Genomic DNA, 22024 nt, shown 5'->3' on the forward strand with positions numbered 1-22024 from the left:
GCAAGTTGGTCCCACCCCTTCCCATCCCGAACAGGACCGTGAAACAACTTTGCGCCGATGATAGTGCTGCAACCAGTGTGAAAGTAGGTTATCGTCAGGCTTGTTATTCGCAGTAGAGAAAAACCCGTCAATCAATTGGCGGGTTTTTTTTCGTCTGGCGGTTTGTGATGGCGAACCCCAAACGCAGGCTGGGGTCAGACCCCCTCCCGCGTTGGCGTCGAATCTGGCGTTGGCGGTGTGGAGGGTCTGACCCCGGCGGTTCGGGTGCGGCGTTTTATCGACTCACTTCTTCCCAGCTCAAGCCAAACTTCGTCAGATACTTTTTCAACCTGTCAGCGTCATTTGGTTTGGCCTTCGCATCACGCGATACGGCATACAGCTTGCGACCCGCATCGGACAAGCTGTTCGATTGCTGGCATACCTGAATTACCGACCTCAGCTGCAGGACATCAAACAGGTCGAGCTGCGCGGCTGCCTCGCTTCCCATAATATCGGCCAGGTCGATTTCCGTGCTGGCGGCGGGCTTGTCATGATGCTGCCACATGCGCTTCAAGCGCCGGATTTCCTCGTCGACCACGCCATGCGTGATGCGTCCCGCTTCCGACAGGGTGGCCAGGCGCGTGACAGCGGCGGACAGGTCGCGGAAATTACCCTTCCATGCCGAGGTGGGCAGGGTGGCGAAACGCATGAAACGCTCGTGTGCCTCCTTGTTGAAGCGCACGCGTTCGCCCGTCTCCGTGCTGTATTGCGTCAGCAGGTATTCCAGGTTCGGCTCGATATCTTCCGGGCGCTGCGCCAGGCCCGGCAATTCGTATGTCCACAGATTGATGCGCGCATACAGGTCTTCGCGGAAGCGGCCGGCCGCCACTTCTATGCCCAAGTCGCGGTTGGTGCCGGCGATCAGCTGGAAGTCGCTCTGCACCTCCGTATCGGCACCGACGGGAAAGAAGCGCTTTTCTTCGATGGCTTTCAGCAGCATCGCCTGTTCGTCGAGCCCCAGTTCACCAATTTCATCGAGAAACAGCAGTCCCTTGTGCGCGCTGCGCAGCAAGCCTGGCCGGTCCGAGCCCGCCCCCGTGAAGGAACCCTTGATATGGCCGAACAAGGTAGAGGCTGCGCCATCGCCATGCAGGGTGGCGCAATTGAGGTCGATGAACTTGCCATCGATCTGATGGCGCGATTTTTTCAGTTCATACACGCGGCGCGCGAGGACGGATTTGCCGGCACCGGTCGGCCCCATCAACAGCATGGGGGCTTTTGACTTGATGGCGACGCGCTCGATTTCATCGATCATGCCGTTGAACTTGGCATTGCGCGTGGCGATGCCGGACTTCAGGAAGGCTACGCCTTCGGCCTGTTCGCGCGTAAAACGCTGGGCGATCTGGTCGTAGCGCGACAGATCGAGGTCGATCAGCGCGTAGCTGCCGGGATTGCCGGCGCCCTGGCGCTTTGGCGGCGACGTTTGCACGAGGCGGCCGGGGAAATAGCGCGCTTCCGTCATCAGGAACATGCAGATCTGCACCACGTGGCTGCCGGTGGTGATGTGGATCCAATAGTCTTCCTTGTCCGGATCGAAAGGGTAGTTGTTGGCAAAATCATAGAGCGCGCCATACACATTCTCGAAGTCCCAGGCATCGCTGATGGGCAGTTCGTGGGCGACCAGCCTGGTTTCAGGCGAGACGCTGGCGATATCCTGCGACACCTGGCGTACCAGGTTGTCGAACTGGCTGCCCGCGTACAGCAACTCGAAGCGGTCGATGATTTTGTCCTCATGCTGGGTCAGGGCGATGCTGGGACGCCATTTTTCCCAGCGTGCCGCTCCCCTGCCGTTGTCGAGCTGCGTGCCGAGAAAACCGATAACGACGGTGCGTTTTGCTTGCATATATGAGATAAAAATTTATCTTAAAAGATAATTGTATTCCAAATCGCCATGACAGGGATATTTTCAGTGCACAGCTTGCGTGGAAATATTACTTAATGAAATCAATTGGTTATGAAAATTTTTGAGGAATTATTGAAAGCTGGCACAGCGCTTGCAATAGAGGAGATACCAACGAGATAAACGTAGAGAGCAGAGAGGGACGAAAAATGGCCAACGCCCAGTTATTCCAGAGCGCGCAACAGACAGAAACCTTGCCAGCGGCCCTGGCGCGCAATGCGGAAGGCGCGCCAGCCTATGCGCTGACGCCCCGGCATCAGCTGGCGCAATACGCGGCCACCGGCTGCCTGAACACGACGTTTTATGCCAGCGCCGAAGCGCAGCTGGCAACAGTACTCGAGCTGTGCCAGGCGGTCGCCCCCGCCTTCATTGCGCAGACGGCCGTGTACTGCCGCGAACGGGGCTACATGAAAGACATGCCGGCCTTGCTGGTGGCCGTGCTGGCGGGGCAGGGCGCTGCGCAATTCGCACCGGCATTCCGGCGTGTCATCAACAACGGCAAGATGCTGCGTAACTTTGTGCAGATCATGCGCTCCGGCGCCGTGGGACGCAAGTCGCTGGGATCGCGTCCGAAAAAGCTCGTGCAGGCATGGCTGAACACCGCTTCGGAACAGGCCTTGCTGGCCGCCGCCGTGGGCAATGCGCCTTCGCTGGCCGACGTGGTGAAGATGGTGCATCCGAAACCGCAGGAAGCGTGGCGGGAGGCATTCTTTGCCTGGCTGATCGGCAAGCCCTACGATGCCAAGGCGCTGCCGCCGGCGCTGGCCGCGTTCGAGGCCTACAAGGCGGATCCTTCGCAAGCGATACCGGACGTACCGTTCCAGATGCTGACGGCGCTGTCGTTGAGCGCGCAGGATTGGGCGCAGATCGCCCGCCAGGGCAGCTGGCAAATGGTGCGCATGAATCTGAACACCTTTGGGCGTCACGGCGTGTATGCGATAGCCGGCATGCCGGAACTGATCGCTGCCAAGCTGCGCGATCCCGAGGCGATTGGCCGGGCAAGGGTGTTTCCGTACCAGCTGCTGTCCGCGTACCTGGCGGCCGGTGAGAGCGTGCCGGCCATCGTGCGCGATGCGCTGGAAGCGGCGCTGGAAATAGCGCTGGCGAACGTGCCGCGGATCGCTGGCAGGGTGGTGGTGTGCCCCGACGTCTCCGGCTCGATGTCGTCGCCCGTCAGCGGTTTTCGCGGCAGCGCCACGTCGAGCGTGCGCTGCATCGATGTGGCGGCGCTGGTGGCGGCGGCCATGCTGCGCAAGAACCCGGATGCGATGTTGCTGCCGTTCGAGCACAGCGTCGTGACGTGCGGGCTGGCTGCGGATGACAGCGTGATGAGCAACGCGGCCAAGCTGGCGGCCATCGGTGGCGGCGGCACCAATTGCAGCGCACCGCTGATGCGCATGAACAGCAAGAAGGAGCTGGCCGACCTGGTGATTTATGTGTCCGATAACGAATCGTGGATCGACGCCAGACGCAGCGGCGCCACGGCGACGATGGGACAATGGAAGGTGTTCAAGCAGCGCAATCCGCAGGCGAAACTGGTGTGCATCGATATTGCGCCGCATGCCACGACGCAGGCGATGGAATGCGAGGATATCCTGAATATCGGCGGTTTTTCCGATGACGTCTTCAAGATCATCGCCGCCTTTGCCGCCGGCCAGCTGGACCCCGCCCACTGGGTGGGAGAAATCGCCGCCATCGATATCGCGGCAACCGGTTGTTGAAGTAAAGCGCATGAATGCGGACAAGACTACATAAGAGACGTCCTGTCCAGACTTGTCATGCGCCGCAGTGCCCCGAATGCAGACAGGATTACATCGATCAGCCGCGTCAAACCGGCCTGGCGCGCGCAGTACGCCGCCAGAAAATCCTGTCCCTCCTTGTCGGGTTGTCGTACTGATTACAATAGAAAATGAGAGAAGCGATGAAAAAAGAAGAATACGAAGTCCTGCATACCGAAGGCAGCCGTCCTGTGAAAATGTGGACCCGTGGCGTGCCCGTCGAAGAAGCGGCCAAAAAGCAATTACGCAACACGGCGACCCTGCCGTTCATTTACAAGCACATCGCCGTCATGCCCGACGTCCACCTGGGTAAAGGGTCGACCATCGGCAGCGTGATTCCCACCCTGGGCGCCGTGATTCCTGCGGCGGTGGGCGTGGATATCGGTTGCGGCATGATGGCGGCGAAAACCACGCTGACGGCGAATGATTTGCCCGATAATCTGGGGCCGCTGCGCAGCGCCATTGAACGCGCCATTCCACACGGGATGTCGCCAAAGACGCGCGGACACCGCGGCCGCGACGAGGGTTCCTGGCATACGCCGCCCTCGGTGGTCGATGCCGCGTGGCTGCAGCTGAAAGACGAATTCGATGCGATCTGCCTGAAAACGCCGAAGCTGAAAAATACGAACAATTATCGCCACCTGGGGACTTTGGGCAGCGGTAACCACTTCGTCGAAGTCTGTCTCGACGAGCAGGGTTCCGTATGGTTCATGCTGCATTCCGGTTCGCGCGGCGTGGGCAATGCCATCGGCAGCCATTTCATCGAACTGGCCAAGCAGGATATGCGCACCCACTTCATCAACCTGCCCGACCAGGATTTGGCTTACCTGGCCGAAGGAACGCAGCATTACGACGATTACGTGGAGGCGGTGGGCTGGGCGCAACGCTTTGCGCGCAACAACCGCGAAGTGATGATGCAGAATCTGATCGCCGCCGTGCGCACGGTCATCCATAAACCGTTCCAGACGCACGTGGAAGCCGTCAACTGCCACCATAACTATGTACAGAAGGAGCACCACTTCGGCAAGGATGTATTGATTACGCGCAAGGGCGCCGTGTCGGCCCGTGCCGGCGAACTGGGGATCATTCCCGGCTCCATGGGGGCGAAGAGTTTTATCGTGCGCGGCAAGGGCAATGCGGAGAGTTTCCATAGCTGCAGCCACGGCGCGGGACGCACGATGAGCCGCACGGAAGCGAAGCGGCGCTTCAACCTGGACGACCAGATCCGCGCCACGCAAGGCGTGGAATGCCGCAAGGATGAAAACGTGATCGATGAAATTCCGATGGCTTACAAGGATATCGATGCGGTGATGCTGGCGCAGCGCGAGCTGGTCGATGTCGTGCATATCTTGAAGCAGGTCGTCTGCGTCAAAGGATAAGAGAGATGATAGAAATAGATGGAGCGCAAGGCGAAGGCGGCGGACAGATTTTACGTTCGGCGCTGAGCTTGTCGATGATCACGGGGCAACCGTTTCGGCTGATTAATATTCGCGCGGGGCGGGAAAAGCCCGGCTTGCTGCGCCAGCATTTGCTGGCTGTGCAGGCGGCAACAGCCATTTGCGGGGCGCGCACGACGCCGGTGGCGCTGCGCGCGTCGAGCCTGGAATTCGTGCCTGGTCCCCTGCGTGGCGGCGATTACCGCTTTGCCATCGGCAGCGCGGGCAGTTGCACTCTGGTATTGCAAACCCTGTTGCCGGCCCTGCTGCATGCGGATGGGCCGTCCACCGTGCGCATCAGTGGCGGCACGCACAATGCCATGGCACCGCCCGTGCATTTCCTGCAGCGCGCGTATGGCCGTGTCCTGGAACAGATGGGGGCCGAGGTGGATATTTCGCTGCAACGCTATGGTTTTCATCCTGCGGGCGGCGGCGAGGTGATGGCCACCGTGCAACCGTGCCAGCGCTTGCGCCCCATCGCATTGCTGCAGCGCGGTGAACGGAAGGCGGGGTATGCGGAAAGCGTGGTGGCGGGCGTGCACGTGCGGGTGGCGCAGCGCGAGCTCGAGCGTGTCGCCGGCGGCATGGGCTGGAGCGGCAAGCAGCTGCGCATCGTCGGCTTGCCGTCGGAGCAGGGACCGGGCAATGTCCTGTTGCTGACCTTGGAGCATGAGCATGTCACGGAAGTGTTTACGTCGTTCGGCGAAAAGTCCTTGCTGGCCGAGTCCGTGGCCAAGCGCCTGTTGAACGAGGTGCGCGCCTATCTCAAGACGGACGCGGCCGTCGGCGAGCACCTGGCCGACCAGCTCTTGCTGCCGATGGCGCTGGCGGGCGGCGGCACCTTCAGCTGCAACAAGGTGTCGCAGCATGCGCTGACGAATGCGGAGGTGATTGCCCAATTTTTGCCCGTGCGTATCACTTTCGAGCAGCAGGCGCGAAGCAGCATCTGCACGGTGGCCGCCGCCTGACGCGCGCGATGATACAACTACGTGTTGCAGCTGTTCCAAATTGATACATGGGTGGCCGGACGTGGGGCATATACGCATGGCATGGCATTTGCTCTTCTTGGATATTCACTAAAAAACCAAGGAGACCAGCATGACCTATTCCATTCGTACCCTGCTCGGCGTGGCGGCGGCCGGCGCCGTTGCCCTCACTTCCCTGCTGACCTTGCCGCATGCCTATGCGCACGGCAATGTCACGCCGCAAGGCGTCGATACCACGGGCTTGCCCAAGGTAGGCGATAAGTGGCTTGAGCAAAACCCGTATCGGGGCAACAAGCTGGCCTTGACGGTGGGCACCTCGGCCTACAACCAGAATTGCGCTCGTTGCCACGGCATCGAAGCCATCTCGGGCGGCATCGCGCCGGATTTGCGCCAGCTGGACCGCGATTGCTTCGGTATCAAGAATGAGACAAAGAAACAGGCTTGCTACAAGGAGACGGATAATTACTACCTGGCCACCATACGCCACGGTAAAGTGCGTAATGGCGCTGTGTACATGCCGCCGTTTGAAGGCGTGTTCAACCAGGAAGCCATGTGGGCCATCAAGACCTATCTGGAAACCCGCCGCGAGTCGAATTAAATCGAACTGATCACAAAGGAGTCCCATGCGTTCATTTCAATTCCGGGGCGCGCGCGCGATGATCTCGCTCGCCTGCCTGGCGCTGTGCGCAGCCGCGCCGGTGCGCGCCGACTGGCAAAAAGTGCAGCAGTCGGGCAGCCTGAAAGTGGCTGTGTATAACGAGTTCGCGCCGTTTTCCGACAAGGGCGCGGGCATCGATATCGACATCGCCGAAGCGCTGGCGAAAAAGCTGGGTTTGAAACTGAGCTTGCTGCCATTTCCCGCCGGCGAAAACTTGAACGATGATTTGCGCAATATGGTGTGGAAGGGGCATTACCTTGGTTATGGTCCCGCCGATGTGATGCTGCATGTGCCGGTCGACAAGAAGTTGATGGCGGATAACGACAAGGTCGAGATCTTCGCGCCGTATTACGTGGAAACCGTGCGCCTGGCGCGCAGCGCGCAAGCCGTGCCGCAATTCGATGGCGTCGCTTCGCTGGCCGGCAAGCGCATCGGCGTGGAAAAAGTCTCGATTGCGGCCATGCTGATGCTGGGTGAAGACAATGGCAAGTACCGCGACGACGTGCGCATCTTCGACACGGCGGCCGAAGCCTTGCAGCAATTGCAGGCAGGGCAGCTCGATGCCGTGCTGGCCAACCGTTCGGAAATCGAATCGGTGCTGAAAAGCGATCCCGCTTTCCCCATGAGCGAAGTGGCGTTCGCCCGCTTGCCGCGTGCCGGCTGGGCCGTGGGCCTGGCCGTCAGCCGCCAGCAGCTCGACGTGGCAAAGTTGCTGCAGGCGGCCATGAACGAGATGGCGGCCAGCGGTGAATTGAAAGCCATCTTTGAAAAATATGGCGTGAAGGAAGCACGGCCCTGAAGTAGCTTGTACTAGTTTAAAAGCCCGCGCATCGGAAGAGGCGCGGGCTTTTTAGTTTTAGAAACTATATTGGGCGCTAACACCCAGCAACCAATTGCGTCCCGGCGCCGCTTCATAGTAGCGCTTGTTGCTGTCGCCGACGATGACGGAGCCCACGTAGGTCTTGTCGAAAAGATTGTTCAGGCGGGCAAATTCCTTGAAGCGCCAATTGCCCACGTTTTGTTTGGCGTTGACGCGCGCATTGAACACCGTATAGCCGGGCGCCGGCTTTTCGCTATTGCTGTCTTCCGCGTAGACCTGGTTGCTGGCCACGCTTTCCAGCGCCGCGCCAAAACGGTCCAGCGTGTCTTTCCAGGCCAGTTCCGCAAACAAGTTGGCGCTGGGCACGCCCGGCAAGCGGCTGCCTTCGCGCACGCTGCCAAACGCCTGGTCATACACGGCGTGCAGGCTGGTCAGTGCCACTTTTGTCGTGAAACCATACGGCAGGTTCGAGTCCAGCGACACTTCCATACCCTGGCGCAAGGTCTTGCCCGCATTGCGGTAGCTGGTGCGTCCGCCGCTGGACTTGTCGACCACCAGTTCGTCGTTGGTCTTGATCTGGAACACGGCCGCGTTGACGTGCGTATTGTTATTGATCCTGGCTTTGATACCAGCTTCCAGGTTGGTGCTGGTCGCTGGTTTCAAGTTGAAATTGAAGCCGCCGCCCGTACCCGAGTAAAACAGTTCATTCAAGGTAGGCGCTTCGAAGCCGCGCGCGGCGCTGGCATACACGTTGACGTTCGGCGTCAGCTTGTACAGCAGGCCCAGCACCGGTGTCGTGTGGCTGAACTCCAGGCTGCCGCTATCGTTGCCGTTGCTGAGGAAATGGTCGTCGACCGCCACTTTCATCTTGCTGTAGCGTACGCCTGCGCTGAGCAGCCACGGGCCGCCTTGCCATTCCGCCTGGATATACGGATCGAGGCTGGACACGACATTCTGCTCGTCGCGGCGCAGCTTGCCCTTCAATCCGTACACTTCGCCGATATAGTTCTCATAGCCGGTGCGGTCATCGCTGGAGCGGCCGTAATCGATGCCGATGGTGGTGCTCAGCTTGCCGCCGGCCAACTGGTTCACGTGCAGCCAGTTGGTATCGATGCCGTAGAACTGGCGCTGGAAGTCGACCACGCCGCCAGAATGGCTGGCGGGCGCCTGGAAGCCCTTGGTAAATGCCTGGTACTGGATCACGTCGCGGTTGCCGCCATACACCATCACGTGCAGGCGGTCATCGCCGAACGACTGTTCATAGGTGGCGCCGATCTGCTGGTGGTCGATGCTCTTGCGGGTGTTGTAGCGTTCGGCCAGGGTGCGTTTCGGGTTTTGCGTGTCCGTCGCGTCGATTTCGCCGGCGCGCGGGTCGGCGGCAAACGTGGCCCAGGTGGCGCCCAGCGGATCTTGCGTATTGCCTTGATGCAGGCTGTTGGCGACGATGGTCAGCTTGCTGTCCTTCGTCGGCTTGACGGTGACCTTGCCGAACGCCTGTTCGCGCGTGGCGGCGCTATGGTCGCGGAAACCGTCCGTGCGGAAGCGCGAGCCGTCGAGCACGTAGCCGATGCCGCCTGCCTGGCCTTGCGCCGAGAGATCGACCTTGCTGGTGCCGTAGCTGCCGCCCGTCAAATTCAGTTCGACGGAAGGGGGATTTTGTCCATCCCTGGAAAACAGCTGGATCACGCCGCCCGAATGGTTGCCGTAGATGGCAGAAAACGGTCCGCGCAGCACTTCGATGCGCTCGGCCGTATCGAGGTTGAAGGTGGCGGCCTGGCCCTGGCCGTCGGGCATGCTGGCGGGAATGCCATCACTGATCAGCTTGACGCCGCGCACACCAAAGGCCGAGCGTGCGCCGAAGCCGCGCGACGAGATCTGCAAGTCTTGCGCATAGTTCTGGCGGTTTTGCACGACCAGGCCCGGCACGGCGGCCAGCGCTTCCGACGCGTTGACGCGGATTTGGCCATCCTGGATGCGCGCGCTGTCGACCACGTCGATCGAGGCCGGCACTTCCTGGCTGGGATGGGCGATGCGGCTGCCGCTGATGACCACCGTATCCATCAGTTGCCCGTTGGCCGGGTCAACTGCTTCGGCGGCAAAGACGTGGGGGGCGAGGGTGGCGCTGCCGGCGACAAACAGGCTGGCGATGGTGTTCAGGCGGAAACGGTGCTGCATGCGGATTCTCCAATGTGAATAAAAGCCTGCTTGATCGCGTGCGCGGTACAGGTCTGCATAGTCTTATCAAGCAATATGCCTGCCATGTCTCCATTGGTGGGCTGAAATTATACGCGTGTCAGTGGCACGGCGTTTGCATACAGCAATGGGCAGATGCGCCGATGCCGCGCGCTTTTCCTGTGTTTTGCCATTGAAAAGGTGATTATGCCCAACTTCTTCTCGTGCTTGCGCCAGGTTTGCTGGCTGTTGCCGGCGCTCGCCAGCACCGCCCTCCAGGCAGCTCCCTTTGCCTATGTCCCCAATGAAAAATCGGGCACCTTGAGCGTGATCGACACGGCTACCGACCAGGTAGTGCGTCAGATCGCCGCAGGCAAGCGGCCGCGCGGCATCGCCGCCGACCCCAGCGGACGGCAATTGTTTGTCACGGATGCGGCCAGCAGCGCCTTGTTGCTGATCGATAACGCTGCCGGCGCGCCCGTGCGCACGGTGGCGCTGGGCAAGTCGCCCGAAGGCGTCAGCGCTTCCCGGGACGGTCATTACGTGGCAGTGGCCGTCGAGGAAAACAATAGCGTGGCCTTGCTCGATGGCCAGACAGGCACCTTGCTCGCCGATATCAAGGTGCAGGGACGCAACCCGGAACATGCCGTCTTCAGCCCGGATGGACGCTGGCTGCTGGTCAGCGCGGAAGAGGCGGAGCAAGTCGATGTCATTGATGTAGCGCAACGCCGCCAGGTCGCGTCCATCGCCGTGGGACTGCGTCCGCGCGGCATTGGTTTCAGTCCGGACTCGGGCCGCGCCTATGTGGCGTGCGAACTGGTCAATGCCGTGTACGTGATCGACATGGCCGCGCGCAAGGCGATTGCCACCATTCCAGCGGGCAAGAATGCGAATGGCATCGTGGTCCATCCCAACGGCAAGCAGGTGTATGTCTCGAATGGCACGGACGGCACGGTGATGGTGATCGACACGGCCAGCTACCAGGTCACGGCCACCATTCCCGTCGGCAAACGTCCGTGGAATATGGCCATCACGCCCGACGGCGCCAAGCTGTACGTGGCCAATGGCCGTTCGAACAGTGTGTCCGTCATCGACACGGCCAGCGCGCAGAAAGTAGCCGATATTGCCGTGGGCGAATTGCCATGGGGCGTGGTGATTCGTTGATTCCTTGGTGGCACAGGCGCAGGTGTTCCAGTCTGGTACACCTGTTCCATTGTGCAGCGGCGCAGGGAAGATGCCGCAGGGCTGGCCCGGATTGGAACAGGACGTCTTTACCTTGTTCAAAATGCAAACAGGCCCACGTCCCCACCCAAGCAGGTGGCCTGCGCTGAAAAACGTGCCGGGTTTGATGCCGCGCCCTTGTAACAGGGATAAAACCGGCTAAGTTTGTAGTGGGATGGCGAGCTGGCACGGCATTTGCGGAAGACTCCGTGTACTCACCCCATCTGTACCAGGACGTTTGATTTTAATTAAGTAATTCCATTCTAATTAACCCGATAGAGGACGACATGAATCTCGCAGACATCAGCAAACTGGGCGTAGCCAATCCCTTCAAACAACGCTATGACAATTACATCGGCGGCAAATTCGTTGCACCAGTAAAAGGTGAGTACTTTCCTAACATCACGCCGATCACAGGCTTGCCGTTTTGCGAGATCGCCCGTTCCACGACGGAAGACGTCGAGCTGGCGCTGGATGCCGCGCACGCCGCCAAGGAGGCATGGGGCAAGACTTCGCCGGCCGAGCGCGCCAATATCCTGAACCGCATCGCCGACCGCATCGAACAGAACCTGAGCCTGATCGCCACGGCGGAAACCATCGACAACGGCAAGCCGATCCGCGAAACGATGAATGCCGACATTCCACTGGCCATCGACCATTTCCGTTACTTCGCCGGTTGCATCCGCGCGCAGGAAGGTTCCGTCGCGCAAATCGATGCGGAAACCTATGCCTACCACTACCACGAGCCGTTGGGTGTCGTGGGGCAGATCATTCCCTGGAATTTCCCGATTCTGATGGCCGTGTGGAAACTGGCGCCAGCCCTGGCCGCCGGCAATTGCGTCGTCTTGAAACCGGCCGAGCAGACCCCGGCATCCATCATGGTGTTGATCGAGCTGATCGGCGACTTGCTGCCGCCGGGCGTGTTGAACATCATCAACGGTTTCGGCCTGGAAGCGGGTAAACCGCTGGCCTCGAGCAAGCGCATCGCCAAGATCGCCTTTACGGGCGAAACGGGCACGGGCCGTCTGATCATGGGCTATGCCGCGCAAAACCTGATTCCCGTCACCCTGGAGCTGGGCGGCAAGTCGCCGAACATCTTCTTTGAAGACGTGATGGATGCCGATGATGATTATTTCGACAAGTGCCTGGAAGGTTTTGCCATGTTCGCGCTGAACCAAGGCGAAGTGTGCACCTGCCCATCGCGCGTGCTGATCCAGGAATCGATCTACGAGAAATTCATCGAACGGGCCTTGAAGCGCGTGGCCGCCATCAAGCAGGGCAATCCGCTCGACTCGTCCACCATGATCGGCGCGCAGGCTTCGCAGGAGCAGCTGGAAAAAATCCTGTCCTACCTCGACATCGGCCGCCAGGAAGGCGCGGAAGTGCTGGCCGGCGGCGAGCGCAACACGCAGGCGGGCGACCTGGAAGGCGGCTACTACGTGCGTCCGACCGTGTTCAAGGGCAATAACAAGATGCGCATCTTCCAGGAAGAGATCTTCGGACCCGTCGTGTCCGTGACCACCTTCAAGGATGAGGCCGACGCGCTGGCGATTGCCAACGATACCTTGTACGGCCTGGGGGCCGGCCTGTGGACGCGTGACGGTTCGCGCGCCTTCCGCATGGGCCGCGCCATTCAGGCGGGCCGCGTGTGGACCAATTGCTACCACCTGTATCCGGCCCATGCCGCGTTCGGAGGCTACAAGCAATCGGGTATCGGCCGCGAAAACCACAAGATGATGCTCGATCACTACCAGCAAACGAAGAACTTGTTGGTGAGCTATAGCCCGAAAGCGCTGGGCTTCTTCTAAACCGGCAACAGGCGCCGCGCCTGCAGTCCAGGCGCGGCGCGCAGAAAGGGATGCGATGAGTGCAGCAATTGCCCGGGTGGTCGCCACCGATGCGGCGCTGGAAATGATGGACAAGTTGCGCCGGCGTCACGGCCCGCTGATGTTTTTCCAGTCGGGCGGATGCTGCGACGGCAGTGCGCCCATGTGCTATGCGCTGGGCGAGTTCGATGTCAGCGACACCGATATCTATCTCGGCAATTTGAATGGCACACCGTTCTACATGGGACTCGAGCAATTCGAGTACTGGGAGCATACCCAGTTGATTATCGATGTGGTCGACGGCAATGGCGGCATGTTTTCACTCGACAACGGCACGGGCAAGCGCTTTTTGACGCGCTCGCGCCTGTTCACGGATGAAGAGTGCGCGCTGTTGCATGCCCAGCCGCATGAGCACCGCAAGACTTGATACACACATACTAATAAAACAGAGGGAGATGATTGTGCAGAAAAAAATCATGGGGATACTCATCGGTTTGGGTTTGGCATCGCTGGCCCAGGCGGCCGACGTGGGCAATGTCACGAATGCCATGCTCGACAGTACGGCGAAGAATCCGGCCAGCGTCCTGTCGTTTGGCATGGGTACGCAGGGCCAGCGCTATTCGCCGTTGACGCAGATCAATGACAAGACCGTGGCCAAGCTGGTGCCAGCCTGGTCGTTCTCGTTTGGCGGCGAAAAACAGCGGGGCCAGGAATCGCAGCCGCTGATTCACAACGGCAAGATGTTCGTCACGGCATCGTATTCGCGCATCTTTGCCGTCGATTTGAAAACCGGCGCCAAGCTGTGGAAATATGAGCATCGCTTGCCAGACGGCATCATGCCATGCTGCGACGTGGTCAACCGCGGTGCCGCCCTGTACGGCAACCTGGTGATTTTCGGCACGCTCGACGCCTACCTGGTGGCGCTGGACCAGAATACGGGCAAGATCGTCTGGAAGGAGAAAGTGGATGACTACGCGGCCGGCTACTCGATGACGGCCGCGCCGCTGATCGCCGAAGGCTTGCTGCTGACGGGCGTGTCGGGCGGGGAATTCGGCATCGTGGGCCGGGTGGAAGCGCGCAATCCGATGACGGGCGATCTCGTGTGGAGCCGTCCGACGGTAGAGGGCCATATGGGGCACCGCTACGACAAGGATGGCAAGGCCATCGATAACGGCGTGTCCGGTACCGTGAACAAGACCTGGCCGGGCGACTTGTGGAAAACGGGCGGCGCCTCGACGTGGATGGGCGGCACCTACGATCCGCAAACCAAGCTCGCATATTTTGGTACCGGCAACCCGGCGCCGTGGAACAGCCACTTGCGTCCCGGCGACAATCTGTACTCGTCATCCACCGTGGCGCTGGACGTGAAAACGGGGCAGATCAAGTGGGCGTATCAGAACACACCGAACGATGCCTGGGATTTCGATGGCGCCAACGAATTCGTCACCTTCGACATGGATGGCAAGCGCTACGGCGGCAAGGCCGACCGCAACGGTTTCTTCTATGTCATCGATGCGGCCAATGGCAAGCTGCAGAACGCTTTTCCATTTGTGAAGAAAATCACCTGGGCCAGCAGCATCGACCTGAAGACGGGCCGGCCAAATTTCATTGCTGCCGGCCGCCCTGGCGACCCCACCAAGGGAGAGGAAGGCAAGAAGGGCACGACCGTGTTTGCCGCGCCCGCTTTCCTCGGCGCCAAAAACCAGATGCCGATGGCGTACTCGCCGCAAACCAAGCTGTTCTACGTTCCCGCGAACGAATGGGGCATGGACATCTGGAACGAGCCGATCAGCTACAAGAAGGGCGGCGCCTTCCTCGGTGCCGGTTTCACCATCAAGCCCCTGTTTGACGACTACATCGGCGCCATGCGCGCCATCGATCCGAAGACGGGCAAGATCGTCTGGGAAATCAAGAACAACGCGCCGCTGTGGGGTGGCGTGATGAGTACGGCCGGCAACCTGGTGTTCTACGGCACGCCGGAAGGCTTCCTGAAAGCCGTCGATGCGAAGACGGGCAAGGAGCTGTGGAAATTCCAGACGGGCTCCGGCGTCGTGGCGCCGCCCGTCACCTGGCAGGATGGCGACACGCAATACGTGGCCGTCGTTTCCGGCTGGGGGGGCGCGGTGCCGCTGTGGGGCGGCGAAGTGGCGAAGAAGGTCAACTTCCTGGAACAGGGCGGTTCCGTGTGGGTCTTCAAGCTGGCGTCGAAGTAACGGGGTGAAACATCCGGGCCACACGGATGGGTGTCTCCCTGTCCGCCGGATGTTTTCTTTTTGCTGACGGCCCAGGCCGTCAGTTTTTTGTTTACCTGGATGCACGATACGCCTGCTTGCGGTCAAAAAATGAACACTGTCAGTGGCGATTGATCCGCTGCTGCACACGTTAACTACGCTTTTTCTCTTTCTCCCTCTGAGCCGTTCTGGGCACGCTTATTGCCAAAGCTTGAGGTACATCAATCACTGGTGTGCACACTAAAAACAGAAAAGAAAGAGGAGAACAAATGAACACATTGAGCAAGCTGGGGAGCCTGGGTGTCATGACAATCGCAGCGGTGGGGCAGGCGCAAGCCGTCGATATCAAGGCTGGCGACTGGACCGTGTCGGTGGGCGGCATCGTCAACGCCTATTACACGCAAGTGTCGTGTTCGGGCGATGCGGTGGGCGGGCTGGCGCTGGGCGGGCAGGCGCTCGGTTGCGGCGGAGAAAAGGACCGTACCACCATCGGCAACGGCTTGCTGCCGAATGGCTTGATCACCTCGGCAAGCTCGCGCCTGGGCGAGTACGACGTGAAAGCCTTGATCGGCATCTACAACTCGACGGCCACGGACAGCGCCATCAGCCAGAACAGCGTGGTCGACGTGCGCCAGGCATTCTTTACGTTTGGCAATGAGCACATGGGCACTTTCAAGCTGGGCCGCGACTATGGCATCTTCGGCGCGAATGCGATTTTGTCCGACATGACCTTGTTGGGTTCGGGTGCACCGGTGCAGGCGACGCAGCGGGGCAGGGTGACACTGGGCCATATCGGCGCCGGTTATACCTATCTGGGCAACTATGGCCAGATCATGTACAGCTCGCCGAAGTCGGGCGGCGTTGGCGTCGATGTGGCGCTGGTCAGCCCCGTCTCCGATACGCCGATTGTTGCAGGCTCGACGTATTCATCGAAGTCGAGTCCGCAAGTGCAGGCGCAGCTGACGTATGCGCAGGATGGCTTGAAAGCCTGGCTGGGCGTGAAGTCGCAAAAGTTCACCTCGAAAACCGCAGGTGTCGATGACTTGACCATGCGCGGCGTGGAAGTGGGCGGCTCCTACCAGATGGGGCCGGCCGGCGTGCTGCTCAACTTCCAGGGCGGCAAGGGGCTAGGCATCTTGTCCGATGCGGACCAGGGCGATACCAAGTCGAAGAACTGGCTGCTGCAAGGCACGTATAAAACGACGGACAAGCTGAAGCTTGGCTTGTCCTACGGTATCAGCAAGAACGACGACAACACGGCCGGCACGGGCGGCTTGAAGTCGAATGCCAACTTGACCCTGGGGGCGTATTACTCGCTCAACAGCGCGATCACCCTGGTGGGCGAGCTGGGCCAGACGCGCTCGAAAGGCTTTACGGGTGGCGAAGCGAAGATGAATGGCGTGTCCCTGGGCGGCATTATTTTCTTCTAATACATGAACGCGGCGCCTTGCGACAAGGCGCCGCACGGAGCGTAGTGCATGAGGACAATGCGGTTGTTTATAGCGTGCTGGCTATTCCTGTTTATTCTGGGACAGGCGTGGGCAGGCGTGCTCACCAAGGCCGAGCTGGCGCGGCGCTTTCCTGCTCCCATTGTCGTGGGCGACAAGGAAGCCGACTTGCCCGTCTGGCCCCTGTTCAAGCAAAACGCCACGGCCACCGAGCTGATCGGCTACGTGTTTGAATCCGTGGACCTGGCGCCCATTCCCGGCTTTTCCGGCGTGCCCGTCAATCTGCTGATCGCCATCAATCCGCAAGGGAGTTTTTTGGACGTCGCCGTGCTGTCGCAGCATGAACCCGTGTTTCTCGATGGCTTGGGAGAGGCACCGCTGTTTCAGTTCGTCAAGCAGTACCAGGGCTTGTCGCTGAAACAGAATATTGCCATCGATGCCAGAAAGAAACGCGCGCCAGATGCCACGCATGCCGATATCGATGGCGTGTCGAAGGCCACGGCCTCCGTGCGCATCATCAACCAAAGCGTGCTGGCCTCGGCCTTGAAAGTGTCGCGCAAAAAACTGGGATTTGCGCAAGGCCGCGACCCGGACCAGATTGCCCGTATCCGCATGGAGGTATTCGAGAAACTCAGCGTGGAGCAGATGCTCGAGCGGGGCTTGATCCAGCACGTACGCTTGAGCAATAAGGATGTGGAAACCTTGTTTGCCGGCAGTCCCGGCGCGGGACTCGATATGGAAGCGACGCGCGCGCCCGATGGCGTCTTCATCGACCTCTACCTGGCCTATGTGTCCGTGCCCAGTGTAGGGCGCAATCTCTTGACGGAACGCAGCTGGAACAAGCTGCGCAACCGGCTGGACGAAGGCGACCACGCCATCCTCGTCATGTCGCGCGGGCGCTATAGCCTGCTGGGCGACGATTTCGTGCGCGGCACGGTCCCGGACCGGCTGTTGCTGAAGCAGGATGGCTTGCCCATCGACATGCGCGATCTGGACCTGGAATTGAGCCTGTCCGATACGGCCTCGCTGCCGACGGAAAATGTCGCCGTCTTGCGCGTCATCAGCCAGGCGGGACTCGATGCGGCCAGCCCGCTGGCGTTCACGCTGCCGATCACGCGCAACAAGGGCATCGTGTATCCCGAACGCATCGCCCGCAATGTCGATATCAGCTACCGTCTGCCGTCCGAGTTTTATACGGCGCCGCAAGGCGACGATGCAAGTTGGCGCGGCACGTGGAAGGGGCGCAAGGCTGAGTTGCTGCTGTTGCTCGCCGGGCTGGCGCTGCTGGCCGGGGCATTGGTTTGGCAGAAACGCCTGGTACGCGAGGGCCGGCAATTTATCTGGTTCCGCCGCCTGTTCCTGGTGTTTACGATTGGCTTCATCGGCTATTACGCGCAAGGGCAGTTATCGATCGTCAATCTCACTGGCGCCATCCAGGCGCTGCTGGCGGGGCGCAGTCTGGGCTTCTTCCTGTTTGACCCGATGACGGTGATCCTGTGGGTGTTCGTGCTGCTCAGCCTGCTGATCTGGGGGCGCGGCACGTTTTGCGGTTGGCTGTGCCCGTTTGGCGCCCTGCAGGAATTCACGGGCAAGCTGGGCCAGTGGCTGCGCTTGCCACAGTGGAAGATCAAGCCGAGCCTGGATGGGCGCTTGAAATGGATCAAGTATGGCTTGCTGGCGGCCATTCTCGGTAGCAGCATGTTTTCCAGCCAGATCACGGACAAGCTGGTCGAGCTGGAACCATTTAAAACGGCCATCACCCTGAACTTCGTGCGGGCCTGGCCGTTCGTCGCGTATGCCGTAGGCTTGCTGCTGCTCAGTAGTGTTTCCTACAAATTCTTTTGCCGCTACCTGTGTCCGTTTGGTGCGGCACTGGCGCTGCTGGGGCGGTTTCGCCTGTTCAACTGGATTCCCCGTCGCAAGGAGTGCGGCACACCGTGCCAGACTTGCCGCCACCGTTGCGAGCATCACGCCATCGCGGCTAGCGGGAAAGTTGATTACGGAGAATGTTTCCAGTGTATGGATTGCGTCGTGATTTATGCCAGCGATGAAAAATGCGCGCCCTTGATGCTGGAAATCAAGCGTGCCCGCACCATCCCCATAGTCCGGGTCACGGCAGAGGAGAGCAGCAATGCAGCGTAGAACGTTTATTTCCGCAGCGATAGGCAGCGTGTCCGGCATGGCGGGCTTGTCTTTTCCTGGCAGCATGGCGCGCGGCACGGCCACGGCCTCCGGCGTGCGGCCTTATCAAGGCGCCGCACTGGCGTTTGGCACGACGATTACCGTCACCGTGTTGCACCACGATCAGCGCCAGGCCGAGCTGGCCATTGAGGACGCCTTGCATGCAGCGAGGAATATCGACGGCCTGATGAGCATTTACAGCCCGGCCAGTCAAGTCTTCCAGCTGAACCGTGACGGCCGTCTGGCCCGGCCGGACGCGCATTTGTTGGCCGTGCTGGCGCAGGCGCATGCCTTGTCGCAATGGAGCGATGGGGCCTTTGATATCACCGTGCAACCTTTATGGCAGCTGTTTCGCGCGGCGGCAGACCAGGCCGGCTTGCCTGCGGAAGCATTGCGGCGCGCAGCGCAGGCGCGGGTAGGCTGGCGGCAACTGGCGTGGAATAGCCGGGAAGTGCGTTTTCTCCGGCCAGGCATGGCGCTGACCTTGAATGGCCTGGCGCAAGGTTATGCGGCGGACATGGCGCTGGCGGCCGTGCAGGCGCGCGGCATACGGCACGCGCTGCTCGATACGGGCGAATTCGTTGCGCGGGGGCAGCGTTCCGTGCGCCGCCCGTGGACCTTGGGTATCCAGGATCCGCGCGATGCAGAAATCCTCGCGGCCACCTTGAAAGTGGAGGGGCGCAGCGTGGCCACGTCGGGCGATTACGAATGTACGTTCACGCCCGACTTCGTGCATCACCACATCTTCGATCCTGCGAACGGCGATTCGCCGGGCGAACTGGCCAGCGTGACGGTGCTGGCGCCCACGGGCTTGCTGGCCGATGGTTTGTCGACAACGTTCATGGTGACGGGCGCGGCGCGCGCGCATGCGATGGCCGCGCAAATGGAAGGCGTTGACCTGATGACCATCGACAAGCGGGGCCGGCGCGCGATGTCGCCCGGCTTTTCCCGTCTACTCTAGCTTATTTCAGATGCGGCACCTTGCGATAGATCGTGTTACGCGATATGCCCAGGGCTCGCGCCGTGGCCGAGACGTTGCCGCCGTGGGCATCGAGCGATTTGAGAATGACGCTTTGCTCCATTTCTTCCAGGTTGGCGCCGGCCGCGATCATGCGGTCCGTGCTGGCGCTGGCGGCAGTCGCTTGCGTCATCTCAATATCGTCGAGGAAATCATCGGGCATGTGGCGCAAACAGATTTCATGTTCGTCACCCGCCATGACGATGGCCGTGCGCAACAGATTGGTCAGTTGGCGGAAATTGCCTGGCCATTTATGCTGGTGAAACATGCGCAGGATGTCCGGCGCCACCGTGTAGCGCGTGTCGGGCGCTTCCGTTGCCAGGATTTTTTTCACGACCGTGTCCAGGTCCGTGCGCTCGCGCAGCGGCGGCAGTTTGACCACCAGGCCATTCAGGCGGTAATACAAGTCTTCGCGAAACAGTCCCTTGGCCATGCGTTCGCGCAAGTTATGATTCGTGGCGCAAATGAGTTCCACGTTGACGGTGATCGACTTGCTGCTGCCCAAGGGCGTGACCATGCGTTCCTGCAACACGCGCAACAGCCGCGCCTGCAAGCCAAACGGCATGTCGCCGATTTCATCGAGGAACAGGGTGCCGCCATTGGCTTGCAAGATCTTGCCAATGGCACCCTTCTTGCGCGCACCCGTAAATGCCCCGTCTTCATAGCCGAACAGTTCGGATTCGATCAGGGTTTCCGGAATCGATGCGCAATTGACGGCGATAAACGGTCCCATGGCCCGTGGCGAATCGTTGTGGATGGCTTGCGCCAGCAATTCCTTGCCGGTGCCCGTTTCGCCCATGACGAGGATGGGGATGTCGCGCCCCAGCACCTTGTTGACCTTTTCGATAACCAGTTCCAGCTGCGGATCGCCCGTGCGCAGGTAGCGCAAGCCGGACAGGCGCCGCGCCGCGTTGGCCGCATGGCTGGCGGACGCGGGAACCTGTGCCGGCACGGCGTTGATATCGCTATGGTCGGTGCTGGCAGTAAAGCCGTGCTGGAAGACGCTATTGGACAGGCGCAACTGCGCGCGCCCATACACGCGCACGCCGCTATGCATGCACAGGTTCAGCAAACCGGGGGCGGCCGTGCGGTAATGGTCGTACAGGGCGGAAACGGGCAAGCCGAACAGGGAGCTGAACGTGTGTGATTGCAGCGCGGCAAATGAGAGGCCCAGCTGGAACAAGCCATTCTTGTTGGCCGATAAAAATCGTCCACCGGGTGTGAACGAGGCGATGCCCTCCATCAAGGTGCCGATGAATTCGGGGCGCGCGTGGAAGTGCACGGTGATGGCGTCTTCGAAGGTGGCGGAAAACAGTTGATTTTCGATCATCAGCGCCGACATGCGCACGAGGGCCATCGTATGCTTGTGAAAACTGCGCTGGTCGCTGGACACGTCCAGTACGCCGATGACATTGCCCCGGTGGTCGGTGATCGGTGCCGCGGAGCAAGTGAGAAAATGATTGGCCGCCAGGTAATGCTGGTCCGCATGGACCAACGTCGGTACTTTTTCCGTGATGGCCGTGCCGATGGCATTCGTACCGCGGCTTTGTTCCGACCATGCCACGCCCGGCTGCAGGGCGACGCGGTTGGCTTTCTCCAGGAAATCATCGTCGCCCAGCGAATGCACGATGACGCCGTTGGCATCCGTCAAGATCACCATATTGTGGGTATTGACGATTTGCTGGTACAGGGTTTCCATGGCGGGCAGCGCGTGCGTGTGCAGCAGACGGTTTTGCTCGATCAGCAAGGACAGGTCGGATTTGCCCGCCGGCGTAAAGTCGGGCGTGGCTGTGGGCGACAGGCCAAAGGCGACTGAACGCTGATGGGAAGTTTCGATGATGACGGGGACGTTGTCCTGTCCTGCCGGCAAAATGTTCGCGTCCGCGATGGACGAAAACGGTGCGCTACGGTAAGTAGCTGACGGTTGATACATGATCTCGTTGCCTCCGTTGGGCCCTGTACTGCGGCGCTCTTTTGAATATCGAGAGTGTTCCATAATGTAGCACCTGTCACAGATGGGAGCAAAGCAAAGCGAACCGGGCTATCCCCGTGTTGCTGCCAGGCCCAGAGTTGCTCGCATCAGTGGACAGTGCATATGTCTGTATAAGCAAGTGCGGTGCCAGGACCGTTTCACAGGGTTGGAAAATAGCGCTTGCGGGGCGTGCGGGGCAAGGCTATAATTTGCCCCCTCGCTGAACGACGCATGCAAATGCAGCGTAAAGTGAGAAAAAAGAAGGAGTTGACGGACGTAGCGAAATGCTTCATACTCTTCCTTCTTCGCAGCTGACAAACACAACGCTTTGTCGATAG

Annotated in this window: 15 protein-coding genes and 1 rRNA gene; 13 read left to right on the forward strand and 3 right to left on the reverse strand. The window is 60.3% G+C overall.

Going from position 1 to position 22024, the window contains the following annotated elements; all coding sequences use genetic code 11:
- Positions 1–100 (forward strand): 5S ribosomal RNA (gene rrf / locus CSQ91_RS28200); the annotation flags it as partial.
- 174 nt (positions 101–274) lie between these two features.
- On the opposite strand, the gene rtcR is transcribed toward rrf, so the two are convergent.
- A complete protein-coding gene (gene rtcR / locus CSQ91_RS28205; RefSeq protein WP_099390257.1) occupies positions 275–1882 on the reverse strand; it encodes an RNA repair transcriptional activator RtcR in 1608 nt (535 codons plus the stop codon).
- 206 nt (positions 1883–2088) lie between these two features.
- On the opposite strand from rtcR, the gene CSQ91_RS28210 reads away from it, so the two are divergent.
- From CSQ91_RS28210 to CSQ91_RS28230, 5 genes are all read left to right on the forward strand, one after another.
- Positions 2089–3660, forward strand: a complete 1572-nt coding sequence (locus tag CSQ91_RS28210; protein ID WP_099390258.1) for a vWA domain-containing protein — start codon at positions 2089–2091, stop codon at positions 3658–3660.
- Between the two features lie 200 nt (positions 3661–3860).
- Positions 3861–5096 (forward strand): RtcB family protein, encoded by a 1236-nt coding sequence (locus CSQ91_RS28215; protein WP_034784658.1) that lies wholly within the window; start codon positions 3861–3863, stop codon positions 5094–5096.
- A gap of 5 nt (positions 5097–5101) precedes the next feature.
- Positions 5102–6121, forward strand: a complete 1020-nt coding sequence (gene rtcA / locus CSQ91_RS28220) for an RNA 3'-terminal phosphate cyclase (protein WP_099390259.1) — start codon at positions 5102–5104, stop codon at positions 6119–6121.
- Positions 6122–6251: 130 nt separating this feature from the next.
- Positions 6252–6737: a cytochrome c-550 PedF gene (gene pedF, locus CSQ91_RS28225; protein ID WP_034784660.1), complete on the forward strand. Its 486-nt coding sequence runs from the start codon at positions 6252–6254 to the stop codon at positions 6735–6737.
- 25 nt (positions 6738–6762) lie between these two features.
- On the forward strand, positions 6763–7596 hold the full coding sequence (locus tag CSQ91_RS28230) for a substrate-binding periplasmic protein (protein ID WP_257217509.1): 834 nt from the start codon (positions 6763–6765) through the stop codon (positions 7594–7596).
- Between the two features lie 57 nt (positions 7597–7653).
- Here the strand turns inward: CSQ91_RS28230 and CSQ91_RS28235 are convergent, their stop codons facing one another.
- Complete coding sequence (locus tag CSQ91_RS28235) at positions 7654–9792, reverse strand: TonB-dependent receptor family protein (protein WP_099390261.1); 2139 nt, start codon at positions 9790–9792, stop codon at positions 7654–7656.
- A 204-nt stretch (positions 9793–9996) separates the two neighbouring features.
- Here CSQ91_RS28235 and CSQ91_RS28240 point away from each other — a divergent pair, with 204 nt between their 5' ends.
- From CSQ91_RS28240 to CSQ91_RS28270, 7 genes are all read left to right on the forward strand, one after another.
- Positions 9997–10953 carry a beta-propeller fold lactonase family protein gene (locus CSQ91_RS28240; RefSeq protein WP_099390262.1) on the forward strand — a complete coding sequence of 319 codons (957 nt, stop codon included), beginning with the start codon at positions 9997–9999 and terminating at the stop codon, positions 10951–10953.
- A gap of 344 nt (positions 10954–11297) precedes the next feature.
- The gene (adh, locus tag CSQ91_RS28245; protein WP_092613718.1) at positions 11298–12818 is read left to right on the forward strand and encodes an aldehyde dehydrogenase; all 1521 of its coding nucleotides are present in this window, start codon (positions 11298–11300) and stop codon (positions 12816–12818) included.
- Between the two features lie 55 nt (positions 12819–12873).
- Positions 12874–13263, forward strand: a complete 390-nt coding sequence (locus CSQ91_RS28250; RefSeq protein WP_099390263.1) for a DUF779 domain-containing protein — start codon at positions 12874–12876, stop codon at positions 13261–13263.
- A gap of 49 nt (positions 13264–13312) precedes the next feature.
- Positions 13313–15049 carry a PQQ-dependent methanol/ethanol family dehydrogenase gene (locus tag CSQ91_RS28255; RefSeq protein ID WP_257217511.1) on the forward strand — a complete coding sequence of 579 codons (1737 nt, stop codon included), beginning with the start codon at positions 13313–13315 and terminating at the stop codon, positions 15047–15049.
- Positions 15050–15336: 287 nt separating this feature from the next.
- The gene (locus tag CSQ91_RS28260) at positions 15337–16497 is read left to right on the forward strand and encodes a porin (RefSeq protein ID WP_099390265.1); all 1161 of its coding nucleotides are present in this window, start codon (positions 15337–15339) and stop codon (positions 16495–16497) included.
- Between the two features lie 57 nt (positions 16498–16554).
- Positions 16555–18657: a 4Fe-4S binding protein gene (locus CSQ91_RS28265; RefSeq protein WP_244965333.1), complete on the forward strand. Its 2103-nt coding sequence runs from the start codon at positions 16555–16557 to the stop codon at positions 18655–18657.
- Positions 18647–19657, forward strand: a complete 1011-nt coding sequence (locus tag CSQ91_RS28270) for an FAD:protein FMN transferase (RefSeq protein ID WP_099390267.1) — start codon at positions 18647–18649, stop codon at positions 19655–19657. The genes CSQ91_RS28265 and CSQ91_RS28270 overlap by 11 nt, the downstream gene beginning before the upstream one ends.
- Position 19658: 1 nt before the next feature.
- Here CSQ91_RS28270 and CSQ91_RS28275 read toward each other — a convergent pair whose 3' ends face one another.
- A complete protein-coding gene (locus CSQ91_RS28275; RefSeq protein WP_244517773.1) occupies positions 19659–21647 on the reverse strand; it encodes a sigma-54-dependent Fis family transcriptional regulator in 1989 nt (662 codons plus the stop codon).
- Between the last annotated feature and the right edge of the window lie 377 nt (positions 21648–22024).

The organism is Janthinobacterium sp. BJB301, from assembly GCF_002735685.1.
Lineage (GTDB): Bacteria > Pseudomonadota > Gammaproteobacteria > Burkholderiales > Burkholderiaceae_D > Janthinobacterium > Janthinobacterium lividum.